The organism is Streptomyces sp. AcH 505, assembly GCF_000818175.1.
Classification (GTDB): domain Bacteria; phylum Actinomycetota; class Actinomycetes; order Streptomycetales; family Streptomycetaceae; genus Streptomyces.
This window is the reverse complement of sequence record NZ_JTIY01000001.1, coordinates 2673831-2694734: the sequence shown is the minus strand read 5'-3', so window position 1 is coordinate 2694734 and position 20904 is coordinate 2673831. Positions and strand designations below refer to the sequence as shown.

The window sequence follows — 20904 nt, the reverse complement described above, 5'->3', positions numbered from 1 at the left end:
TGCCCAACATCCCCTCGCCGTGCCGGCGTTCGCCGGCGCGTGCGCCAACCTGCCCTGCAAGGAGTCACCATGAACACGCACGTCACCATCATCGGCGCCGGCCTCGGCGGTCTCGTCCTGGCCCGCGTACTGCACGTACACGGCGTACCCGCCACCGTCTACGAGGCGGAGGCGTCACCCACCGCCCGCGCTCAGGGCGGCATGCTCGACATCCACGACTACAACGGTCAGTTGGCGCTCGAAGCAGCGGGCCTGACCGAGGAGTTCCGCAGTCTCATCCTGGAGGGCCGCGAGGCGGTACGGGTCCTCGACCGCGACGGGACCGTCCTGTTCGACAGGGCCGACGACGGTGCGGGTGCCCGCCCCGAGGTGCAGCGCGGCGAGCTGCGGCAGATCCTGCTCGACTCGCTCCCGGCCGGCACCGTGCGGTGGGGCCACAAGGTCAGTGGGGTGCGCAGTCTCGGCGATTCCCGCCACGAGGTGACGTTCGCCGACGGCAGCACCGTCGTCACGAGCCTGCTGGTCGGCGCGGACGGCGCGTGGTCCCGGGTCAGGCCGCTGGTCTCCGACGCCGTACCCACGTACACCGGCAGGTCGTACGTCGAGACGTACCTCTACGACAGCGACACCCGGCACCCGGTCGCCGCCAAGGCGGTCGGCGGTGGATCGCTGTTCGCGCTCGCGCCGGGAAAGGGGATCATGGCCCACCGGGAGAAGGGCGGCAACCTGCACACGTACGTGGCGCTCGCCGAACCGCAGGAGTGGTTCGCCGCCGTCGACTTCAGCGACGGCGCCACGGCGGCCGCGCGGATCGCGCGGGAATTCGACGGCTGGGCACCGGAGTTGACCGCGCTGATCACCGACGGCGAGATCGCGCCGGTCCTGCGTACCCTCAACACCCTCCCGAACGGTCACCGTTGGGACCGGGTGCCGGGGGTGACCCTGCTCGGCGACGCCGCCCATCTCTCGGCCCCGAACGGCGAGGGCGCCAACCTCGCCATGTACGACGGCGCGGAACTCGGCAAGGCGATTGCCGCGCACTCCGACGACGTCGAAGTCGCCCTCGCCGCGTACGAGAAGGCGATGTTCCCGCGCGGCGCCGAGGCCGCCGCGGACGGCGACGAACTGCACGAGTTCCTCTTCGGCGAGGACACACCCCACGGTCTGATCGCCGCGTTCAACGGAGACGATGAGCCAACCGCCTGAACAACAGCCCGAAACTCGGGGCAGTCAGACCGTTGCCGCCGCCACCACACCGCCGGGCCGCGTCGCGGCGAGGGCCGCGTCCGTGTCGGCCATGACCAGATCGGCGTTGATGCGCGCGCCGGCCAGGGCGCCCGCCGCTGCGGAGGCGCCGACCTGGGCCATCGGGTCGGTGGCGTTGCCGGCCACCCATACGCCTCGTACCTGCGTACCGCCGGCCACCTCGGTGACGAAGTGGCGGCCCATACCGCCCGGCAGGTCCTCCATCGGCAGGTCAAGCCCGGCCAGGCCCTCCGTACGGGCCCACAGGGTCGTCGCCACCGCGAGCACACTACGGTGCACGATCTCCCCGTCCGTCAGCCGCACGCCCGCGATGGTGCCGTCCGCGGCGGACTCGACCGCCGCCACCGGGGTGTCGACCACGCGGATATCGCGGGCGGCGAAGCGCGCGCGGGTCTCCTCGTCCAGCTCGGTACTGTTGGTGAAGTACACCAGGTCGTCGGTCAACTGCCGGAACAACAGGGCGTGATGGACGGAGGCCGGGCCCACGGCCAGGACCCCGATGGGCTCGTCCCGCACCTCCCAGCCGTGGCAGTACGGGCAGTGCACAACGCCGCGCCCCCAGTGCTGAGCGAGGCCCGGCACGTCAGGCAGTACGTCGCGCAGTCCGGTGGCGACCAGCAGGCGGCGCGCCCGCAAGGTGGTGCCGTCCGACAACGTGACCGTGAAGCGCGGGTCGCTGTCTGCTGCGGAATCGGAGACGGCGGAGGGGTCCGGTAGGGCCGAGGTCACTTCGCCGGTCACCACCTCGGCGCCGTACCCACGCACCTCCTCCCGGCCCCTGCGCAGCAGCTCCCCCGGCGCCATGCCCTCCAGGCCGAGCAGGCCGTGCACGCCCTCCGCCGGCGCGTTGCGGGGCGTACCGCTGTCGATCACGACGACGGAGCGGCGGGAGCGGGCCAGCATCAGCGCGCCGTTCAGGCCTGCGGCGCCGCCGCCGATCACCACGGCGTCTACGGTCTCGGTCTTCTCGGACATGGTCGTACTTCCCTTGCGGTGAGCGGGTCTCCAGCGGGCCCTGCGCGAGCCCTCGTACGACCACACAAGCACCGTTTTGCGTCTGAGGCATAAGGTGTTGCCTATGACGCAAGACAATGACGATCTCGACAGCCTGGTACGCAAACGGATCCGCGCTCTGCGCGTGGCGCAGGGCTGGTCACTGGACGAGCTGGCCACCCGCGCCCGGCTCAGCGCTTCCACCCTCAGCCGGATCGAGAACGGTCAGCGGCGCCTCGCCGTCGACCAGCTCGTCACCCTCGCCCGCGCCCTGGACACCACACTGGACCAGCTGGTCGAGACGGGCGCCGACGACGTCATCTCCAGCCCCGTGATCGACGCCGCCCACCAGATGATGCGGTGGTCGGTCCGGGCCGATCCTGGCATGACCGTCCTGCGCAGGCGGATGACGGGGCCGGTGCCTGACAACCCGTCAAGTATGCGCGCGCATCCCGGCCGTGAGTGGTTCGTCGTCCTCTCCGGCACCGCCGACCTGCTGCTGGGCAACCGGCGTTTCCGGGTGGAGACCAACCAGGCCGCCGAGTTCCCCACGATGCTCCCGCACGCGATGGGGGCGGTGGGCGGGCCGTGCGAAATCCTCGGCATCTTCGACCGCGACGCCCGGCGCGGTCACCAACGGGACGACGCCGACGGTACCGGCCGCGCCGGGCCCGCCGCCCCCGGGGACGCGGCGTAACGCGAAGCCAGCAGTCCCCAGGGGGCGGCGTTACACGCCGGGGCGCGTGTTCACGGACCACATGTGCGCGCACCGCGGGCACTGGAGGTGGACGACCGGGCCGCTGTTGGAGATCAGGTAGCGCCAGTGCTCGCCGCAGTTGCGGCGGTCGGCGCAGACCGCGCAATGGCGGGCGTCGTCGCAGACGGGGCAGGCAAGCCAGGCGCGCCGCGAGGAGTCCGCCCGTGGGTCAATGGGCAGCCGCACGGCCCGGCCCCTCCCCCGACTCCGGTCCCGACTCCGGCCCCGGCAGGACGCCGGCCGCCACGAGCATGTCGTAGGTGCGCTGCTGTTCGGCGTCCAGGCCCGAGTAGAGCAGGGCGTACGCCTCGTCCTCGCCCTGGAGCGCGGCCACCGGGTCCCAGTCGGGCCCGAGCGCGGCCACGACCTCGGTCCGTCGCCGGGCTTCATCGAAGGTGAGGTCGATCGAGAAGGGTATGAGCTCGGCGGGGTTGTCCTCGTTCATGTGCAGACTTCCGACGTGCTGGGTGGGTCCACACCATCTCTACCAGGCACAACAGACAGAGGGAAGGGTGCCCTAAGTTGCCTGGGGCGCGCGATGGGGCGACGGGCGGGGCCGGCCGGTGCCACTCCGTCCTCGGATCGGCGGACGGGCGTGGCCCGTTACCGGCCGCCGGGCCTCCGGGCCGCGGCCCCGCACCCGTACGCCGCTGTGACGCACCTCATGGACCGCCTCACAGCGCACCGGCTGTCAGCCGGTGGTGAGGATGACCAGCTGCTGCGTGGCCCGGGTCATCGCCACGTACCGGTCGACCGCCCCCTCGATGCCCTCGCCGAACTTCTCCGGGTCCACCAGCACCACCAGGTCGAACTCCAGCCCCTTCGACAGCGCGGGAGTCAGCGACCTGACGCGGCTCGTCGCCCGGAACGTGGGATCGCCGATCACGCAGGCGATCCCTTCATCGTGCGCGGCGAGCCACGTGTCGAGGATCGCGGGCAGGTCCGACGCCGGGCCGTGGACGACGGGGAGGTCGCTGGTACGGATCGACGTCGGCACGTTCGCGTCCGGGAGCACGGCGCGGATGACCGGCTCGGCCTCCGCCATGATCCCTTCCGGTGTGCGGTAGTTGACGCTCAGCGTGGCCAGGTTGATCCGGTCGAACCCGACCCGCTCCAGCCTCTCCTGCCACGACTCGGTGAACCCGTGCCTGGCCTGCGCGCGGTCGCCGACGATGGTGAAGCTGCGGGACGGGCAGCGGAGCAGCAGCATCTGCCACTGCGCGTCGGTCAGTTCCTGCGCCTCGTCCACGACGATGTGTGCGAACGGGCCTGCCAGCAGGTCCGGTTCGATCGTGGCCGTCGCGGCCTCGTCGACCAGGGCGCTCTGGATGTCCGCGCCGCTCAGCATCGTCATGACGCCTTCGCCGTCGTCCTGGGCCGCGAGCAGGGAGTCGACGACCTTGTCCATCTGCTCCCGCTCGGCCGCGACAGAGGCTTTGTGCCGACGGTTACGTCGCGAGGCCTCCGGGTCGCCGAGCCGCTGCCGCGCCGCGTCCAGGAGCGGCAGGTCGGAGACCGTCCAGGCCTGGGCGTCCGCGCGCTGCAGCTGCCGTACCTCGTCGGGGTTCAGCCACGGCGCGCACTTGCGCAGATAGGCGGGTACGGTCCACAGGTCGCCGACGAGGTCGGCCGCTTCGAGCAGCGGCCAGGCGCGGTTGAAGGCGGTGAGCAGCTCCCTGTTCTGCCGCAGCGACTTGCGCAGCAGGGCCTCGGAGGCGTCGCCTTCGTGCTTGTCCACCAGGATCGTCAGCAGTTCTTCCCAGACCTGCTCGCGCGCCTCGTTGTGCGGGGTGCCGGGCTCCGCCGCCTCGAAAGCTGCGTCCCAGTCGTCGGCGCTCAGCGGGATGTCGGACCAGTGGGTCGTGACGTTCATGCCCTTGGCGGGCGGCTCCTCGTAGAACGCGACGGCCGGCTCGATCGCCCGCACCAGCCTCGCCGACGACTTCAGCAAGGCCACGCCCGGATCGGTCTCGTCCTTGGCCGCCGCACCCTCGGCGACGAGGTCCCGCAGGGTGCAGGTCTGCACGCCCTCCTCGCCGAGGCTGGGCAGTACGTCGGCGACGTACCCCAGATACGGCTGGTGCGGGCCGACGAACAGCACGCCGCCCTTGCGGTGGCCGAGGCGGGGGTCGGAGTAGAGGAGGTACGCGGAGCGGTGCAGGGCGACGACGGTCTTCCCCGTACCGGGACCGCCGTCGACGACGAGCGCGCCACGCGATCCGGCGCGGATGATGGCGTCCTGGTCGGCCTGGATCGTGCCGAGCACGTCCCGCATCCGCGAGGAGCGGTTGCTGCCGAGGCTGGCGATGAAGGCGGACTGGTCGTCGAGGGCGGCGTGCGCGGCGAACTCGTCTGCGGTGAAGACCTCGTCCCAGTAGTCGCTGATCCGCCCGCGCCTCCAGCGGTACCTGCGGCGGCTCGCCAGGCCCATCGGGTTGGCGTGGGTGGCGCCGAAGAACGGCTCGACGGCCGGGGAACGCCAGTCGAGCAGCAGCCGCCGTCCGGTGCTGTCCGTGAGGCCGAGCCGTCCGACGTACACGGGCTCGGGACCGTCGCTCTCAGTTTCGGTGCCGGTGCCGGGGCCGGGGCCGGTGCCGCTGTCGCCGTCGGTCTCCTTGCCTGTGCCGGTGTCGCCCTCCGTCTCAGCGTCCGTCTCAGCGTCGGCCGCGCTGACCATGTGCCCCAGGCACAGGTCCAGGCCGAAGCGGCGCAGCGCGCGCAACCGGGCGGTCAGCCGGTGAACCTCCGTGTCCCGGTCCATCGCCTGCCGGCCGATGCCACCGGGTCCCTTGCGCGCGGCGTCGAGCTGGCCGGTCAGCTCGTCGATCGTCTGCTGGAGCGACCGGGCGATGGCGGCGAAATGCCGCTCGTCGCGGGCGATCTGCGCCGGGGCGGCCTTGGCGGAAAGCCGCTCGGGAAGGTCGAACGCGCTGGTGGACGGGGGGTTCACTGGTCAGCTCCGATCTGAGGCCGCTTGCGGGTTGTTGCGGGCAGCAAGGCGCACGGCCTGACGTGCAGGGTTTCAGGGTCTCGCGGATTGGCCGACTGTTCGACCACGGGCGCGGAGACCCGGCCCGGACGCACGATTCTGCGGCACGACGGGGGCCTTGCCGCAAGGCCCCCTGTGCGCTATACGTTGAGAGTGGCGAGGAGTGGATACACCTCCTTTTTCTGATCGCCAGAAGACCGCGGGTACGGGACAGCAGGTACGGGACAGCAGGTACGGGACAGCAGGTACGGGACAGCAGGTACGGGACAGCAGGTACGGGACAGCAGGTACGGGACAGCAGGTACGGGACAGCAGGTACGGGACAGCAGGTACGGGACAGCAGGTACGGGACAGCAGGTACGGGACAGCAGGTACGGGATCAGTTGATCGCCACGGTTCCGGATCTGAACGCGTCAGGTCCGCCGTGTGCTATCGAGGTCATCTCTGTACGAGGACGTACTGGCCGGCCGCCGACGGTATTGACCGGCTACTCCTCGGGCTCCCAGGCGATCAGCCGCTCGAACACCTGCTGGTCGCCCTTGATCTGCAGGTCGCTCAGCGTGAGGCGGCCCCAGACGAAGAGGAGCAGCTGCTCGGCCGTGCCCGTGGCCGAAGCGGAGGCGGGCGCGGCGTCGTCCGTGAGGGGTGCGGGCCAGGCGCCGGTACCGTCCAACGTGAGGAGCCAGGAGCGGCCCTCGGTGGCGTGGTAGTGGATGGTGGCGGACTCGTGCGGCCAGGCCGCCGGGGTGGAGTTGCAGGTGTCGAGAAACTCGGCCACGCCGTCGATCGCGACGTCCGCCGGCATCGGCTGCACGGCGCCTGCGGTGAGCTGGGCGTCGTAGGTGTGCACCAGCACCTCGTGCACCCGGCGCCGGGCGACGCCCCAGCCATTCGCCGGCGACACGCCGGCGCGCCACCACGCCCAGCACTCGCGCTCCGGGCCGGCCTCACGCAGCGCACTCAGCAGCAGCTCGTTCGACTCGGCGTACCAGGCCGGCAGCGCCTTGAGCTCGCGCGGCGCCGCCGCGGCATCCTTGGCCGGCGGAGCCTCGGCCGGGCCCGCGGCGACAACCGCGGCCCACCAGCGCTGGCCCGTACCCAGATGCTGCACCAGATCGAACAACGTCCATCCGGGGCAAGACGGCACCGGCGTGTCAAGGCTGGACGCGGCGGCAACCGCACTCCGGAACGCGGCCGACCGCTCGTCGATGAGTCGCAGCAGGGCGGAAAACTCAAGGCTCTCTGTCACATCGCTTGCCTATCACCCAGCTCAGCCGACCGCACCCTATTTCCAGGCCGTCAGCTGCGGGAGTGAGAGCACCTGACGGACTGCCTGGGCGTCGTCATATCCCCTTCCTGGCCAGCTCGTTGAACGAGTCATGGGGAAGGGGAACGGTCCTCCGTCGATGGTGCCGGATGCCCTGTGGGGGCGGGTCGAGCCGTTGCTGCCGACTGCGGGACTGGCACGAGGCCGGGGTGCGGGACCAGCTGCTGCCCCTGCTCGATGTGATCCCGCCGCCCGGCGCACCCACCGCTCCGGCCTACCTGGCGAGTTGGGACAGTGCGTCCAGACGCGTCAGCTTCTGCGGGTTGCGCACCACGTAGATCCGGGTGATCCGGCCGTCCTCCACCTCCAGGCTCACCGCCGACGGCTCACCGTCGAACTCGATACGGCCCGCGGGCGCGCCGTTGAGCCATACCGGTGTCGTGTCGAACCCCGCCACCACCTGGTTGGCGCGGGCAAGCAACTCCGCGACGGAATCGGCTCCGTTGATCGGGACCAGGGCAGCCAGCACCTGTCCCCCACCGTCGGCGATCATGACCACGTCCGGCGCCAGGACCTCCATCAGCAGGTCCAACTGCCCGGTGCGCAGGGCGAGCAGGAACCGGCCCACCACCGCCTGCTGTTCGGACCGGCTCACCCGCACCCGTGGCCGCCGCGCCGCGACATGCTCGCGTGCGCGTCGCGCGACCTGTCGTACCGTCGCCGCCGACTTGCCCGTGGCCGCGGCGATTTCGCCGTACGGCAGCTCGAAGACCTCGCGGAGCACGAACACCGCGCGCTCCGTCGGTCCCAGCGTCTCCAGCACGGTCAGCATCGCGATCGACACGCTCTCCGCGAGTTCCACGTCCTCCGCGACGTCGGGGCTGGTCAGCAGCGGCTCCGGCAGCCACTCCCCGACGTACTCCTCCCGGCTGCGGGACAACGTCCGCAGCCGGTTGAGCGCTTGGCGGGTGACGACCCGCACGAGGTACGCGCGCGGGTCGCGCACCTGCGTACGGTCGACGTCGGCCCAGCGCAGCCAGGACTCTTGGAGTACGTCCTCGGCGTCGGCCGCCGAGCCGAGCATCTCGTAGGCGACCGTGAACAGCAGGCTGCGATGGGTGACGAACGGGTCGTCGTGGGCGGGGTCGTCCGTCATGCCGGTCGTGCCTGCCGTGCCTGTCGTGCCTCTGACGCCACGCCGGAGGTCCCCACGCCGGAGGTCCCCACCCCGGCTGTCCCCGCACCGGCCGTCCCCGCACCGGCCGTCCCGGGCCGTGCCGCCAGCGGGATCTCGCACGCCTCGGAGAAGCCCTGCGAGGTGATCCCGAGCGTCGCGTTGCTCCTGGTCGTGAAGTTGGCGAAGGCGACCGCCACGGTCAACTCGACCAGCGCCGCAGGGCCGAGCCGGTCGAGCAGCCGCGCCGACAGCTCGTCCGTGACGGCCGGCGGCGTCTGCGTCATGCCCTCGGCGTACTCCAGTACGTCCCGCTCCAGCTCCGTGAACACGTCCGACTGCCGCCAGCGTGGCACTTGGCTCGCCTTCGCCAGGTCCAGATTCTGGTGCTGCGCAAGGAAGTAGTTGATGTCGAGGCACCAACTGCAGCCGACCTGCGCGGCGACGGCCATGTGCGCGAACGTCTTGAGGCTGTCGTCCGCCACGTCCCACTCACCCACCTCGCCCCCCATCTGCTGGGCCGCCTCCGCCACTTTTGGGTTGTGCCACATCACCGCGACCGGCTCGGGCACGACGCCGAGCTGCTTGACCAAGCTCTCCTCGAACTCGGCGGGAAGCTCGGCCTTCGGAACGCGTAGCGCCATGGTGTCCTCCTCGGACGTCTGTCTGCCGCTGCCTGTGCGGCTGTGCGGCTGTGCGGCATGAAGACACCGCCGAGGCCGGGAGTGTGACACCGGCCGCGCCGCCACGCGCTTGGCGTTACTCCTCACTCCTCGCGTACGACCCCCGCGACGACCGAGGCGACGACCCTGCGGACCTCCTCCGCGCCCGGCGGCGCACCCACCCGTCCCGCGAACAGCAGATGCCCGGTGCCGATCAGGGTGAGCGCGAGCGTGTCGACGTCGGCGTCGGCCGCGATCCGGCCCGCCGCGCGCTCGGCGGTGAGGTACGCGGCGAACACGGCGCCCGCCTCGGTCAGTACGGGGATGCCGACCGGCGTGGTCGCGCGCAGCCGGGCCCGTAGCTCGTCGCGGGACGTGACGAGGCCGAGGATCACCAGGGCGACCGACTCGAAGAGGTCGGTCAGGGCACCGGCGAGGTTGTCGACGACGGTGCCCTGACCCGTCAACTCACCCAGCACCGCTGCCTGTTGGTCGAGTCGGCCGATACGGTCCAGGACGAGTTCGGCGAGGAAGGTGTCGAAGTCGGCGAAGTGCCGGTGCAGTACGCCCTTGGCGCAGCCGGCCTCCGTGGTGACCGCGCGGCTGGTCAGCGCGTTGGGCCCGTCGCGCAGCAGGACGCGCTCCGCGGCGTCGAAAAGCTGCTCGCGTACGTCATGAATGGCCACCCCTGTCGGCACCGTGCGATCCCTCGTTCCTTCGGTCCTCGGCTGCCCTGGTTGACGAGTGGGCACGTGCCCACCATAGTGGGCGCATGCCCACTACGCCTCATCGCCTCCGCCGGACGGCGGAGTCCTTCGGCTCGGACGCCGAGCGCTACGACCGCGCCCGGCCCCGCTATCCCGACGCCATGGTGGCCAGGATCACCGCCGCCAGTCCAGGACCCGACGTCCTGGACGTCGGCTGCGGGACCGGTATCGCCGCCCGGCAGTTCCAGGCGGCGGGCTGCCGCGTACTCGGCGTCGAACCCGACGCGCGCATGGCCGACCTGGCGCGGAGCAGCGGGGTCGAGGTCGAGGTGGCCAGGTTCGAGGCCTGGGACCCGGCCGGCCGGACGTTCGAGACGACCGTCGCAGGCCAGGCCTGGCACTGGGTGGACCCGCTCGCGGGCGCGGCCAAGGCGGCGGCCGCGCTACGCCCCGGCGGCCGGCTGGCCGTGTTCTGGAACGCCTTCCAACTACCGCCGGACGTGGCGGCGGCCCTCGTCGCGGTCTGCCAACGGGTCATGCCCGACTCGCCGTTCGACCTCCAGGCGATGACGAAAGCGCCTGCGGACGGGTACCGGGCACTGCTCCCGAAGACCGTGGCCGGGATCACCGAGGCGGGCGGGTTCGGCGAACCGGAGCAGTGGGAGTACGACTGGACCTGGACCTACACCCGCGACGCATGGCTGGACCAGATGCCCACCCAGGGCGCGTTCACCCAACTCCCCCAGGACAAGCTCGCCGCGGTACTGACGGAGGTAGGCGCGGCCATCGACGCGACGGGCGGCAGCTTCACGATGCGGTACACGACGGTGGCAGTGGTGGCGACGCGAACCGCCCCCTGAGCGCGCCTCGTTCGTACGCCTACGGCTCCACGCCAGACCCCAGACCGGCCACCAGCGGGTGGCGAGGGTATCGGCGGTCTCGTCATCGGCGACCGCGACCGTGATCAGCCGGTCGAGCAGGGCCGGCGGCAGGGCCGTGTTGGTCGCGAGTCCCAGCAGCGCGTGGTTCACCCGGGCAGCCTGCTCGGACGGGTGGCTCGGGCTCGGGCCGCCAGCAGGGTGGCCGCGACGCACGGGACGAGCAGCAGGCCGAAGGCCGCGGCGTAGCCCGTCGCTTGGGAGGAGCCGACGCCCAGGCAGGCGTTGAACAGGGCAGATGCGGCGCCGAGTACCGTTGTCTGGCCCAGGTTCTGGGTGGTCTGCATGGCGCTGCTGGCGTAGCCCTGCCGGCCGGGCAGGCTGTGCCGTAGCGACAGTACGGTCAGGGACGGGGCGAGCAGGCCCATGCCGACGGCCGCGACGACCATCGACGAGGCGGCGGTGGCCGCAGGCGTCGCGGGAAGCGTGCCGATGCCGGCGATCACGACCGCCACCGCCAGTACGACCGCGCCCGCCACGACCAGGTGGTGCCGGGGCCGACCGTCCAGAAGCCGGCTCTGCACCCAGGACGACGCCGCCCAGGCGACGGCGGCGCCGGTGAAGACGAGGCCGATGGCCACGGGCGGTACGTCGCGATCGGTCACGAGCAGCAGTGGTACGAACGCCTCCAGCGTGAAGAAGACCCCCGAACCCATGCCGCACAGCAGCACCGTGGCCGGCAGACCGCGCGCGGCGTGGCGGGTGCCGGGCGGGAGCAGTCGTGGCGCGCACGTCACCAGCAGGGCCAACCCGCCCGCCGTGAACAGCAGATGGCGTACGTCCCAGCCGGAGACGCCGTACTGCCCGAGCGCCGCGCCCAGACTCACCGCAGCCGCGACCGCGAGGACGGGGCGTCGTGGTGGGGTGTCCGTCGGGCCGTCGGAGGGCGCGGTCGCCTCAGGCACGGTCGCCTCAGGCACGGTCGCCTCAGGCGCGGTCGTCGGCGACCAGGGGCTGCTGCGCAGCATGGTCAACACCACCAGCGCGGGCAGCAGTGTGAGCGCGGCCAGGCCGAGGAACACCACACGCCAGGACCACCATTCGGCGACGAGCCCGGCCAGTGGTGGTCCGACGAGTGACGGCACGATCCAGCAGGCGCTCATCAACGCGAGTACGCGGGGGCGCAGTTGGTCGGGGTACGCCTGGCCGATGGCGGTGTTGATCGACACGGCGACCATCCCGCCCGCCAGCCCGTCCAGGAACCGCCCGGCCGCCAACTGCCAGACGGACACGCTGGCGCCGGAGACGAGCAGCGTGACCACCGCGAGGACGAGCCCGGCGGCCAGCGGCCGGTGCGCACCTGCCCGGTCGGCCCAGTGCCCGCCGAGCACCCCGCCCAGCAGACTCGCGGCGACGAAACAGCCCGCCACCAGCGGGTAGAGCGACACCCCGTCCAGGTCGCGCGCGGCGGTCGGCAAGGTGGGTACGACGGCCAGCGCGGCGAGCCCGGTCAGGAACATCACGGCGGCGAAGCCGGCGGTCGTGGAGGCGTACGTCCGCGAGAACAGGCCCTGTTCGGCGGCCTCGTGGGACCGTACCCGCGCACGATCGGGATCGGCCGACGCTTCCGGATCATCGGTCACGAGCTGACAAGCTATGCGGCGCACGCGCCCGCACACCAATGATTTTCCGACGGCGGCGGCGTCGGCGAGCTGGGCTGTCGGCGGGCACCCCGCCCTGAGCCGCTACGAGGCGGCGTCGGCGCGGTCGCGCACCGAGTCGGGGTCGCGCACCGCTTCCAGGTATTCGGCGACGGCGTCCCGGTTGCGGACCAGACACCGGATCCGCTCGGTCATCCGGTCGCGCTCCTGCTCCAGCGTAGCGAGCATCTCCGGTGTCGCGTCGGGGAAGTGGATGACCCGCGGCTTGTCGAGGCACGGCAGGATCTGCTTGATGATCCGGGTCGGCAGCCCTGCGTCGAGCAGCCCCCTGATCTGCATGACCCGGTCCACGAAGGCCTCGTCGTAATCGCGATAGCCGTTCGGCGTGCGGTCCGCGACGATCAGCTGCTGCTCCTCGTAGTAACGCAGCAACCGCCTCGGGGTGCCGGTACGTTCCGACAGCTCGCCTATCCGCACAAGGACCACCAACCCCGTCGATCGATTCGCACCGCCTGCACCTTCACATGCATGTGATGCCTCAAGCATAGACAGGCCCCTGGCCCGGCCACGGGGGCGGCGGATATCGGTCGCGTTCCTTCGTGGGTCCGCTTAGCATCCGTCCGATGACCTCTCCGGCTGGGCACCTCACCCCCTTTCACCTCGACGTTCCCCAGGCCGACCTGGACGATCTGCACCAGCGGCTCGATCGGGCGCGGTGGCCCGACGAGTTGCCGGGGGTGGGGTGGGACTACGGCGTTCCGCTCGGCTATGTGCGGGAGTTGGCGTGGTACTGGCGTCATGAGTACGACTGGCGTGCGGCCGAGGCGCGGCTCAACTCCTGGCCGCAGTTCACCACCACCATCGACGGGGCGAACGTCCACTTCGCGCATGTGCGGTCGCCGGAACCCGGCGCGACGCCGTTGGTGATGATTCACGGCTGGCCGGGCTCGATCGTCGAGTTCGAGCAGGTGGCGGGGGCGCTCACCGATCCGCGTGCGCACGGCGGGGATCCGTCCGACGCGTTCCATCTGGTGCTGCCGAGCATTCCCGGGTTCGGGCTGTCCGGGCCCACCCGGGAGACCGGGTGGGAGTTCCGGCGGGTGGCCGCCGCGTTCGCCGTGCTGATGGGGCGGCTGGGGTACGCGCGGTACGGCGCCCAGGGCGGCGACTGGGGTGCGGGGATCTCCCGGGAGTTGGGGCGTACGGACACCGAGCATGTCATCGGCGTCCATCTGAACCTGCTGCCGGACTCGGCGGCGCCCGCTGAGCTGGACGCCGCCGAACTCGCCGCGCTCAGCCCGGCCGAGCGCGAGCGCACCCAGGCGTCCTGGGAGCGCAACAAGCGGTGGCGCAAGGAGCGGCAGGGGTACGCCGACGTCCAGTCGACCCGGCCGCAGACCCTCGCGTACGGGCTCACGGACTCCCCCGTCGGCCAACTGGCCTGGATCGCGGAGAAGTTCAAGGAGTGGACCGACTCCCACGACCGACCGGAGGACGCGGTCGACCGCGACCAGCTCCTCACCAACGTGATGCTGTACTGGCTGACCGGCACCGCCGGTTCGTCCGGCCGTATCTACTACGAGCGGGCGCACGCCGACTACTGGGGCGACCCGCCCGCCCCGTCCACCGCGCCGACCGCCCTCGCCGTGTTCCCCCACGACAACTTCATTCCGCTGCGGCACATCGCGGATCGGACCAACAACATCGTGCGGTGGACGGAGTACGACAGGGGCGGTCACTTCCCCGCGATGGAGCAGCCGGACCTGCTCGTCGCCGACATCCGGGAGTTCTTCCGAACGATGCGCGCCTGACGCTCACTTGAATGCCGCCGCGTTCCGCACCGCCCAGTCAGCGAACGTACGGGCCGCTCGCCCGGTGACGAGTTCGACGTCCGGGCTCACCCGCTGCTCGGCAGGCGAAGGCGCGCCGATGATGGCGAGGGTGCCGTCCACGACCGGTTCGGGCATGAAGCGCAGCAGATTGACCCGCGCCTCCTCACGGCTCAGCTCGACGAACCGTACGGGCTCACCCAACGCTGCCCCGATCGCTGCCACTTGGTCTCGGGGCGTCAGCGCCGCAGGGCCGGTGAGTGTGTACGTACGACCCGCATGACGCCCGTCGCGCAGCGCGGCAGCCGCTACGTCGGCGATGTCGGCCGGGTCGACGACCGGGAGCGCGACATCGGCGAACGGCGCCGCCGCCGTGCGCCCCGTACGGACCGTCTCCGCCCACTGGTACGCGTTGGAGGCGAAGCCGCCGGGGCGCAGGATCGTCCACTCCGTACCGCCCTGCCGCACGGCGTCCTCGAACGCGCGGAGGTGGTCGTGCGAGGCGTTCCGCGGGCGGGTTTCGGCGCCCTGCGAGGACTGCAGGACGATCCGGCCGACGCCGGCCGCCTTCGCGGCGCCGACGATGTCGCGCGGGCTCAGCCGCGCAGCGTCGGCGGCGACGAGGACGTACAGCGCCTCGGCTCCGGCCAGGGCGGTAGCGAGGGACGCCGGGTCGGCGAGGTCGGCGGTCTGGTGCCGTACGCCGTCGGGCAGTTGGGCGGCGGAGGCGGCCGTGCGCGAGACGGCCGTGACCCGCTCATCGGCAGCCGCCAGCGCCTGGAGCAGCGGTCGGCCGACGTTACCGGTCGCTCCTGTGACCACGATCATGTTGTTCTCCCGTTCGGAAAGTACGCGGAAATCCTGCGAAATCATGGGGTTCTCATGGGTCAGTGCCATCCTGGGGAGTGAACAGGCCATCTTCTGGCCACTTTCCCGCAGCCGCTTCCCGAAGGAGGATCCGCCGCCGTGAAGGCCGACCGTCTCGTGGCGACACTGCTGTTCCTGCAGACGCGCGGACGCGTCACCGCCGCCGACGTAGCGGCAGAGCTTGAGGTGTCCGAGCGGACGGCGCGCCGCGACCTGGAGGCGCTTGCGAGCGCCGGGGTCCCCGTCTACTCGCAGCGCGGGCGCGGCGGCGGCTGGGCGCTGGTCGGTGGCGCGCGTACGGATCTCACGGGGCTGACGGCCGGCGAGATCCGCGCCCTGTTCCTCGTCGCGGGGCCCTCGGCGGTGACGCCCGAACTGCGCCTGGCTCTCCGGAAGTTGGTACGGGCCCTGCCCTCGACGCTACGCGCGGGCGCGGAGGCGGCAGCGCGGGCGGCGGTTACTGACGACACGGACTGGTCCGGCTCCGCCCTCGTCGCAGCGCCTCAACTCGACGCGCTGCGGGCCGCGGTGGTCGACGGCGTACAGGTCAGACTCGGCTACGGCCGTCCCGGCCGGCCGCCCGGCGTACGGACGGTCGACCCGCTCGGCCTGGCGTCGAAGGCCGGCGTCCCGTACCTGTTGGCGAACACCCCCAAGGGACTGCGTACGTTCCGGCTGAGCCGTGTCACCTCCGTCGATCCGACCGGCGAACTCGTCGTACGGCCTGACGGCTTCGACCTGCCCACGGCCTGGCGCGCCCTCGCCGGGCAGATGGAGGACCGGATCCTCGCCGCGACGGTACGGGCGCGGGCGGAGCCGAGCGCCGAGCCCGTCCTGGAAGGGCTGTTCGGCGGGCGGCTGCGGGTCGGGCAGCCGGCGGCCGACGGGTGGCTGGCCATCGAGATCGACGGGCCTTCGCCGGAGGTGGTGGCCCAGCAACTGGCCGGGTTCGGGGCGCGGGTGGAAGTGCTCGCGCCACCGGGGGCGAGACGCCGGATGGCCGGACTCGCGGCCGAACTGGCCTCGTTGTACGGGGAACACGGCGGGGCACCGGAGCACGACGGTGCAGCGGAACACGACGGGGCACCGGGGCACGACGGGGCAGCGGAACACGACGGGGCACCGGAGAGGAAGAAGTGAGCAGCCGCAAAGGCAGCCGCTTCGGCCTTCGAGCGGCTGCCCTTCCGGTATTCGCGACGACGGCGCCGGCAGTCAGGCGGCAAGCCCCACCGCCGTGATCGCCGGCGTGCGCAGCGTACGGACCGCCGTCAGCAGGCTGGTCAGCAGCGTCGCCACCGCGGCGACCGCCACGACGCCCAGCCAGACGCCGAGACCCTGGTCCGGCAGGACCGAGTCGGTCCGCACGATCGTGAAGGGCAGGATTCCGGCGAGCCCTGCCAACGTGCCGAAGAACACCCCGGTCACCGTCAGCACGACACCCTCCATGCCGACCATACGGAGCACCTGCCCGGGGGTGGCTCCGGCGAGCCGCTGCCCGCCGAACTCCTTGCTGCGGTAAGTGGTCGCCGCGTACAGGCTGTTGACCAGCATGATGCAGCAGAAGGCCGCGATGACGCCGACGACCACGAGGTTCAGCGTCTCCAGGTTCTTGTCGTCGATCGACTTCGTCAGCCCGGACGCCTTGATCGCGTCGTTCTCCACCAACTGCATGTAGAACGTGGCCGTCGCGACGCCGGTGAAGGAGATCAGCGGCATCAGCATCCCGGACAACTGCTCCGCGCGCTGCCGCATGTTGTGCACGGTCAGATAGCCGCTGGCCCCGCCCACCGCCGCGATCGGGCCACCGAAGACTCCGAGCAGCGCGCGGAGCAGCGCAGGGGCGAAGCAGGCGAAGCCGACGGACAGCATGATCGCGCCCGCCGCCGGTGCCGCCATCAGCGCGGAGTCCGTCGCGTTCATCGCGAACGTGGTGGCGAGGGCGCCCGCGCCGACCAGCAGCGCCAGAGCGCCGCCGACGTTACGCAGCCGGTTGCCGCGCCGCTTCCCTTCCGTACCGGAGCCGCCCGCCATGGCCTTCGTCGCCCGGCGCACCGCGAGGAACGCGGCACCCATCGACGCGACGAGGGTGATGGCGATGCCGCTGGTCAGGGCCATGGGTCCGAACACGTAGTCCACGCTGTCGACGACCTGGTCGCTGTCCTGGAACATCTTCAGCAGCGCCCGGCCCGCCAGCATCGCAGGACCGACCGCCAACACCACTGCCACGACGGCGATCATGGCCGCCTCACCGACGACCATCCGCTTGATCTGCGCGGGGGTCGCGCCGGTCGACCGCAGCAGCTTGATCTCGTCGTCACGCTGGCGCACGTTCACGGTGAGGGTGGAGGCGACGGCGAAGAACACCAACAGGCTGCTGTATCCGCCGACCACACCGCCGGAGGTGTTGAGCACCTCGGCGCTCTTGCTGTCGACGCCGGCCGCGCCGCCCGTATCGAGCAGCGAGCTGAACATCATGGTGATCACGGCGCCCAGGAGCGCGGCGATGAGGGTGGCGACGAAGCGCCCGGGGCGCTGCCGTACGGAGCGCATGGCCAGTGCGAACATGATTCACACCCCCGTCTGGCGGTCGGAGTGGTGGGTGGCGTGCCGGGGGCGGTCGTACCCGGCGCCCTGCCGAGCGGCCACGGCGTCGCCCAGATGCGCGAGGCGCTCGGCGACCGCGTCCACGGTGGGCGACGCCAACTGCCCGGCCAGCCGGCCGTCCGCCAGGAACACCACGGAGTCCGCGTAGGACGCGGCGACCGGGTCGTGCGTCACCATCACCACGGTCCCGCCGTGCATCCGTACGGTCTCCTGCAGCAGCCCCAGCACGTCACGCGCACTGCGCATGTCCAGCGCACCGGTCGGCTCGTCGGCGAAGATCACGGCCGGCCGGGTGACCAGCGCACGGGCGATGGCGACGCGCTGCCGCTGCCCGCCGGAGAGCGCGTCGGGCCGGTACGACAGCCGGTCCCCGAGCCCGACTTGGGCCAGGATCTCCGTCGCGCGTGCGTTGTCGACGGCGCGGCCGGCGAGCTTCAGCGGGAGGGTGGTGTTCTGGACGACGGTGAGCGAAGGCAGCAAGTTGTACTGCTGGAAGACGAATCCGATCCGCCGCCTGCGGAACTTCGTCAACTCGGCCTCGCTGCGCCCCTTCATCTCCTCGCCGTCGACCACGACGGTCCCGCTGTCGGGCCGGTCGAGCCCGGCGGCACACTGCAGGAGCGTGGACTTGCCGGACCCCGAGGGCCCCATGACCGCGGTGAACGTCCCGGCCGACAGGCTCAGGGACACCCGGTCCAGCGCGGTCACCGCGTTGTCGACGGACCCGTAGACCTTGCTGACATCCACCAGCCGCAGAGCCTCGGGGCTCCTGGCGGGCCGGGTTCTGCTGGTTCGACGAAACATTGTCATCGCTCCCCTTCGGGCACTCCCTGCGCCCCACTCACGAAGCTACGGACAGTGAGCGGCGCACACATTGGGCGTACAACCCGAATCGGGGGTGTGGCTGGGTACACCCCCGGCGAGGCGCGTCGCCACGCTCCTCACCACTTCACCGGCGGGCACCGCGCTCGGGGGCCACTGACCGCCGCGCCGGGCCCGAGCCGCGTACGCCATCCGTCCTGTGCGGGATAATCCGCGACGGGACGAATTGTTACGCTGGTGAACATGACCGCCATGACACCCGCCCGCACCGAACCTGACCTCTCGTTCCTGCTGGACCACACGAGTCATGTCCTGCGGACCCAAATGTCCGCCGCGCTGGCCGAGATCGGGCTCACCGCACGCATGCACTGCGTACTGGTCCACGCCCTGGAAGGCGAGCGTACCCAGATCCAGCTCGCCGAGATCGGCGACATGGACAAGACCACGATGGTGGTGACGGTCGACGCGCTGGAGAAGGCCGGCCTCGCGGAGCGCCGCCCGTCCACGACCGACCGGCGGGCCCGGATCATCGCGGTCACGGAGGAAGGCGCGCGGGTCGCGCAGCGGAGCCAGGCGATCGTCGACGGTGCGCACGCGGCGGCGCTCGACGCGATCCCCGAGCGGGAGCGCGCGGTCTTCCTGAGCGTCCTTGAGCGGCTGACCAGCGGGTATCTGTCGACTCCTGTCGAGAATCCGCAGCAGGTGAGGCGGGCTCGGCAGCGCGCGTAAGCCCTTTGAAGGCGTCCAGGCTGAAGGCATCCAGCATCGATCCAATAAGGATCGTCTACTACGGGACTATCTGCTACGGTCACTCCTGTCGCCCTTTCGGACAGGAGACTTCGCATGTCTGCGCTCGGCACCCCCTCCGCCCCTTCCGCCCCTTCCACCCCTCTCGCACCAGCCGCACAAGCGGCACCGTCGGCCCGCTCGCGCCAGCTCGCCCTCGCCGTGATCGCTTCCTCGATGCTGATGATCATCTTGGACGGCAGCATCGTCACCGTGGCCATGCCCGCCATCCAGGACGACCTGGGCTTCACACCAGCAGGTCTGAGCTGGGTGGTGAACGCGTACCTGATCTCGTTCGGCGCACTGCTGCTGCTCGCGGGGCGCCTCGGTGACCTCATCGGCCGCAAGCGCATGTTCGTCGCCGGCACGGCCGTATTCACCGGCGCCTCGCTGCTGGCGGGCGTGGCCACCAGCCCGGCGACCCTGATCGCGGCGCGTTTCCTCCAGGGCGTCGGCAGCGCGATGGCGTCCGCCGTGGGGCTCGGCATCCTCATCACGATGTTCACCGATCCGCGCGAACGAGCCAAGGCCATAGCCGTCTTCAGCTTCACCGGCTCGGCCGGGGCGTCGATCGGGCAAGTGCTCGGCGGCGTGCTCACCGACACGCTCAGCTGGCACTGGATCTTCATGATCAACCTGCCGATCGGGATCGCCGCGGTGCTGATCGCCGTCCCCGTACTGCCCACCGACCGCGGTCTCGGCCTGGCGGCGGGGGCTGACCTCACCGGCGCGCTACTCGCCACGGCAGGGCTGGTGTTGACCATCTACACGGTCATCAAGGTCGAGGACCACGGCTGGCTCTCCGCACCCACGGTGGGCCTGGGCGCGGTGGCCGTCGCGCTGTTGGGCGCGTTCGTCGTACGCCAGACCAAGGCGCGCACCCCGCTCATGCCCCTGCGGATCTTCCGCTCGCGCAATGTCACGGGCGCCAACGTGGTCCAACTGCTCATGCTGGCCGCGCTGTTCTCGTTCCAGATCATGGTGGCGCTATACCTCCAGAACGTGCTCGGCTACGACGCGGCGGAGACCGGCATCGCGATGCTCCCGGCGGCCGTTGTCATCGGGGCGGTCTCGCTGGGTGTTTCGGCGCGCGTCAACGCGCGGTTCGGCGAACGGAACGTGCTGCTCGCGGGGTTGCTGCTGCTGATCGCACTCCTCGCGCTGCTCACCCGCGTACCGGTACACGCGAACTACGTCACCGACGTCCTCCCGCTGATGCTGCTGGCAGCGGGCTTCGGGCTGGCGCTGCCGGCGCTGACGACGCTCGGCATGTCCGGGGCGAAGGAGACCGACGCGGGGCTCGTCTCGGGGGTGTTCAACACCACCCAACAGATCGGTATGGCGGTGGGCATCGCCGTCCTGTCCACCCTCGCGGCGTCCCGCACGAAAGGTCTGCTGACGGCAGGGGACAGCCGTCGCGAGGCGCTGACCAGCGGCTACCACCTGGCGTTCACGGTGGGGGCGGGGCTGCTGGTGGCGGCGTTCGTTGTGGCGGTGGCGGTGTTGCGGAAGACGGAACGGAAGGACGTCGCGTCATGAGGGAAGAGGCGGAGCGGGTGCGGGTGCCGGGGGCGGGGCCGGGGCGGGAGTTGGGGCCGGAGCCGGGGTCGGGGCGAGGGTCAGGGCGGGGGTCGGGTCGGGG

Annotated in this window: 20 protein-coding genes; 7 read left to right on the top strand and 13 right to left on the bottom strand. The window is 71.3% G+C overall.

Annotation, left to right across the window (positions count from 1 at the left end; translation table 11 throughout):
- The first annotated feature begins 69 nt into the window (after positions 1-69).
- A complete protein-coding gene (locus tag HY68_RS12330; protein ID WP_041988003.1) occupies positions 70-1206 on the top strand; it encodes an NAD(P)/FAD-dependent oxidoreductase in 1137 nt (378 codons plus the stop codon).
- 24 nt (positions 1207-1230) lie between these two features.
- Here HY68_RS12330 and HY68_RS12325 read toward each other — a convergent pair whose 3' ends face one another.
- Positions 1231-2241, bottom strand: coding sequence for an NAD(P)/FAD-dependent oxidoreductase (locus HY68_RS12325; RefSeq protein WP_041988001.1), 1011 nt, complete (start codon positions 2239-2241; stop codon positions 1231-1233).
- A gap of 103 nt (positions 2242-2344) precedes the next feature.
- On the opposite strand from HY68_RS12325, the gene HY68_RS12320 reads away from it, so the two are divergent.
- Complete coding sequence (locus tag HY68_RS12320) at positions 2345-2956, top strand: helix-turn-helix transcriptional regulator (RefSeq protein ID WP_041987998.1); 612 nt, start codon at positions 2345-2347, stop codon at positions 2954-2956.
- A gap of 30 nt (positions 2957-2986) precedes the next feature.
- Here the strand turns inward: HY68_RS12320 and HY68_RS45045 are convergent, their stop codons facing one another.
- From HY68_RS45045 to HY68_RS12290, 7 genes are all read right to left on the bottom strand, one after another.
- Complete coding sequence (locus HY68_RS45045) at positions 2987-3202, bottom strand: hypothetical protein (protein WP_078863568.1); 216 nt, start codon at positions 3200-3202, stop codon at positions 2987-2989.
- Entirely contained in the window at positions 3186-3461 is a 276-nt protein-coding gene (locus HY68_RS12315; protein WP_041987995.1) for a DUF6400 family protein, read from the bottom strand. The genes HY68_RS45045 and HY68_RS12315 overlap by 17 nt, the downstream gene beginning before the upstream one ends.
- A gap of 246 nt (positions 3462-3707) precedes the next feature.
- The gene (gene helR, locus HY68_RS12310) at positions 3708-5966 is read right to left on the bottom strand and encodes an RNA polymerase recycling motor ATPase HelR (RefSeq protein WP_041987992.1); all 2259 of its coding nucleotides are present in this window, start codon (positions 5964-5966) and stop codon (positions 3708-3710) included.
- A 526-nt stretch (positions 5967-6492) separates the two neighbouring features.
- On the bottom strand, positions 6493-7254 hold the full coding sequence (locus HY68_RS12305) for a maleylpyruvate isomerase family mycothiol-dependent enzyme (RefSeq protein WP_041987990.1): 762 nt from the start codon (positions 7252-7254) through the stop codon (positions 6493-6495).
- Between the two features lie 292 nt (positions 7255-7546).
- A complete protein-coding gene (locus HY68_RS12300; RefSeq protein ID WP_041987987.1) occupies positions 7547-8428 on the bottom strand; it encodes an RNA polymerase sigma-70 factor in 882 nt (293 codons plus the stop codon).
- Positions 8425-9090 carry a carboxymuconolactone decarboxylase family protein gene (locus HY68_RS12295; RefSeq protein ID WP_241778551.1) on the bottom strand — a complete coding sequence of 222 codons (666 nt, stop codon included), beginning with the start codon at positions 9088-9090 and terminating at the stop codon, positions 8425-8427. Before HY68_RS12295 ends, HY68_RS12300 begins: the two co-directional genes overlap by 4 nt.
- Positions 9091-9212: 122 nt before the next feature.
- Positions 9213-9806, bottom strand: coding sequence for a TetR/AcrR family transcriptional regulator (locus HY68_RS12290; RefSeq protein WP_041987984.1), 594 nt, complete (start codon positions 9804-9806; stop codon positions 9213-9215).
- 74 nt (positions 9807-9880) lie between these two features.
- Between HY68_RS12290 and HY68_RS12285 the strand changes: the two genes are divergently transcribed.
- Positions 9881-10675, top strand: coding sequence for a class I SAM-dependent methyltransferase (locus HY68_RS12285; RefSeq protein ID WP_041987982.1), 795 nt, complete (start codon positions 9881-9883; stop codon positions 10673-10675).
- A gap of 167 nt (positions 10676-10842) precedes the next feature.
- On the opposite strand, the gene HY68_RS12280 is transcribed toward HY68_RS12285, so the two are convergent.
- Both HY68_RS12280 and HY68_RS12275 read right to left on the bottom strand, forming a co-directional pair.
- Complete coding sequence (locus HY68_RS12280) at positions 10843-12213, bottom strand: MFS transporter (RefSeq protein WP_078863921.1); 1371 nt, start codon at positions 12211-12213, stop codon at positions 10843-10845.
- Between the two features lie 225 nt (positions 12214-12438).
- Positions 12439-12831, bottom strand: a complete 393-nt coding sequence (locus HY68_RS12275) for a MerR family transcriptional regulator (protein ID WP_041995864.1) — start codon at positions 12829-12831, stop codon at positions 12439-12441.
- 146 nt (positions 12832-12977) lie between these two features.
- Here HY68_RS12275 and HY68_RS12270 point away from each other — a divergent pair, with 146 nt between their 5' ends.
- The gene (locus HY68_RS12270) at positions 12978-14165 is read left to right on the top strand and encodes an epoxide hydrolase family protein (RefSeq protein WP_041987980.1); all 1188 of its coding nucleotides are present in this window, start codon (positions 12978-12980) and stop codon (positions 14163-14165) included.
- A 3-nt stretch (positions 14166-14168) separates the two neighbouring features.
- Here the strand turns inward: HY68_RS12270 and HY68_RS12265 are convergent, their stop codons facing one another.
- A complete protein-coding gene (locus HY68_RS12265; protein ID WP_041995862.1) occupies positions 14169-15011 on the bottom strand; it encodes an NAD(P)H-binding protein in 843 nt (280 codons plus the stop codon).
- Positions 15012-15149: 138 nt separating this feature from the next.
- Here HY68_RS12265 and HY68_RS12260 point away from each other — a divergent pair, with 138 nt between their 5' ends.
- Positions 15150-16190 carry a WYL domain-containing protein gene (locus HY68_RS12260; RefSeq protein ID WP_078863567.1) on the top strand — a complete coding sequence of 347 codons (1041 nt, stop codon included), beginning with the start codon at positions 15150-15152 and terminating at the stop codon, positions 16188-16190.
- A gap of 72 nt (positions 16191-16262) precedes the next feature.
- Here the strand turns inward: HY68_RS12260 and HY68_RS12255 are convergent, their stop codons facing one another.
- Positions 16263-17615, bottom strand: a complete 1353-nt coding sequence (locus HY68_RS12255; protein ID WP_041987978.1) for an ABC transporter permease — start codon at positions 17613-17615, stop codon at positions 16263-16265.
- Between the two features lie 3 nt (positions 17616-17618).
- Positions 17619-18464, bottom strand: a complete 846-nt coding sequence (locus HY68_RS12250; RefSeq protein ID WP_078863566.1) for an ABC transporter ATP-binding protein — start codon at positions 18462-18464, stop codon at positions 17619-17621.
- 255 nt (positions 18465-18719) lie between these two features.
- Between HY68_RS12250 and HY68_RS12245 the strand changes: the two genes are divergently transcribed.
- Both HY68_RS12245 and HY68_RS12240 read left to right on the top strand, forming a co-directional pair.
- Positions 18720-19205, top strand: a complete 486-nt coding sequence (locus tag HY68_RS12245; protein WP_041995852.1) for a MarR family winged helix-turn-helix transcriptional regulator — start codon at positions 18720-18722, stop codon at positions 19203-19205.
- Between the two features lie 114 nt (positions 19206-19319).
- A complete protein-coding gene (locus tag HY68_RS12240; protein ID WP_041987976.1) occupies positions 19320-20801 on the top strand; it encodes an MFS transporter in 1482 nt (493 codons plus the stop codon).
- The last annotated feature ends 103 nt before the right edge of the window (positions 20802-20904 follow it).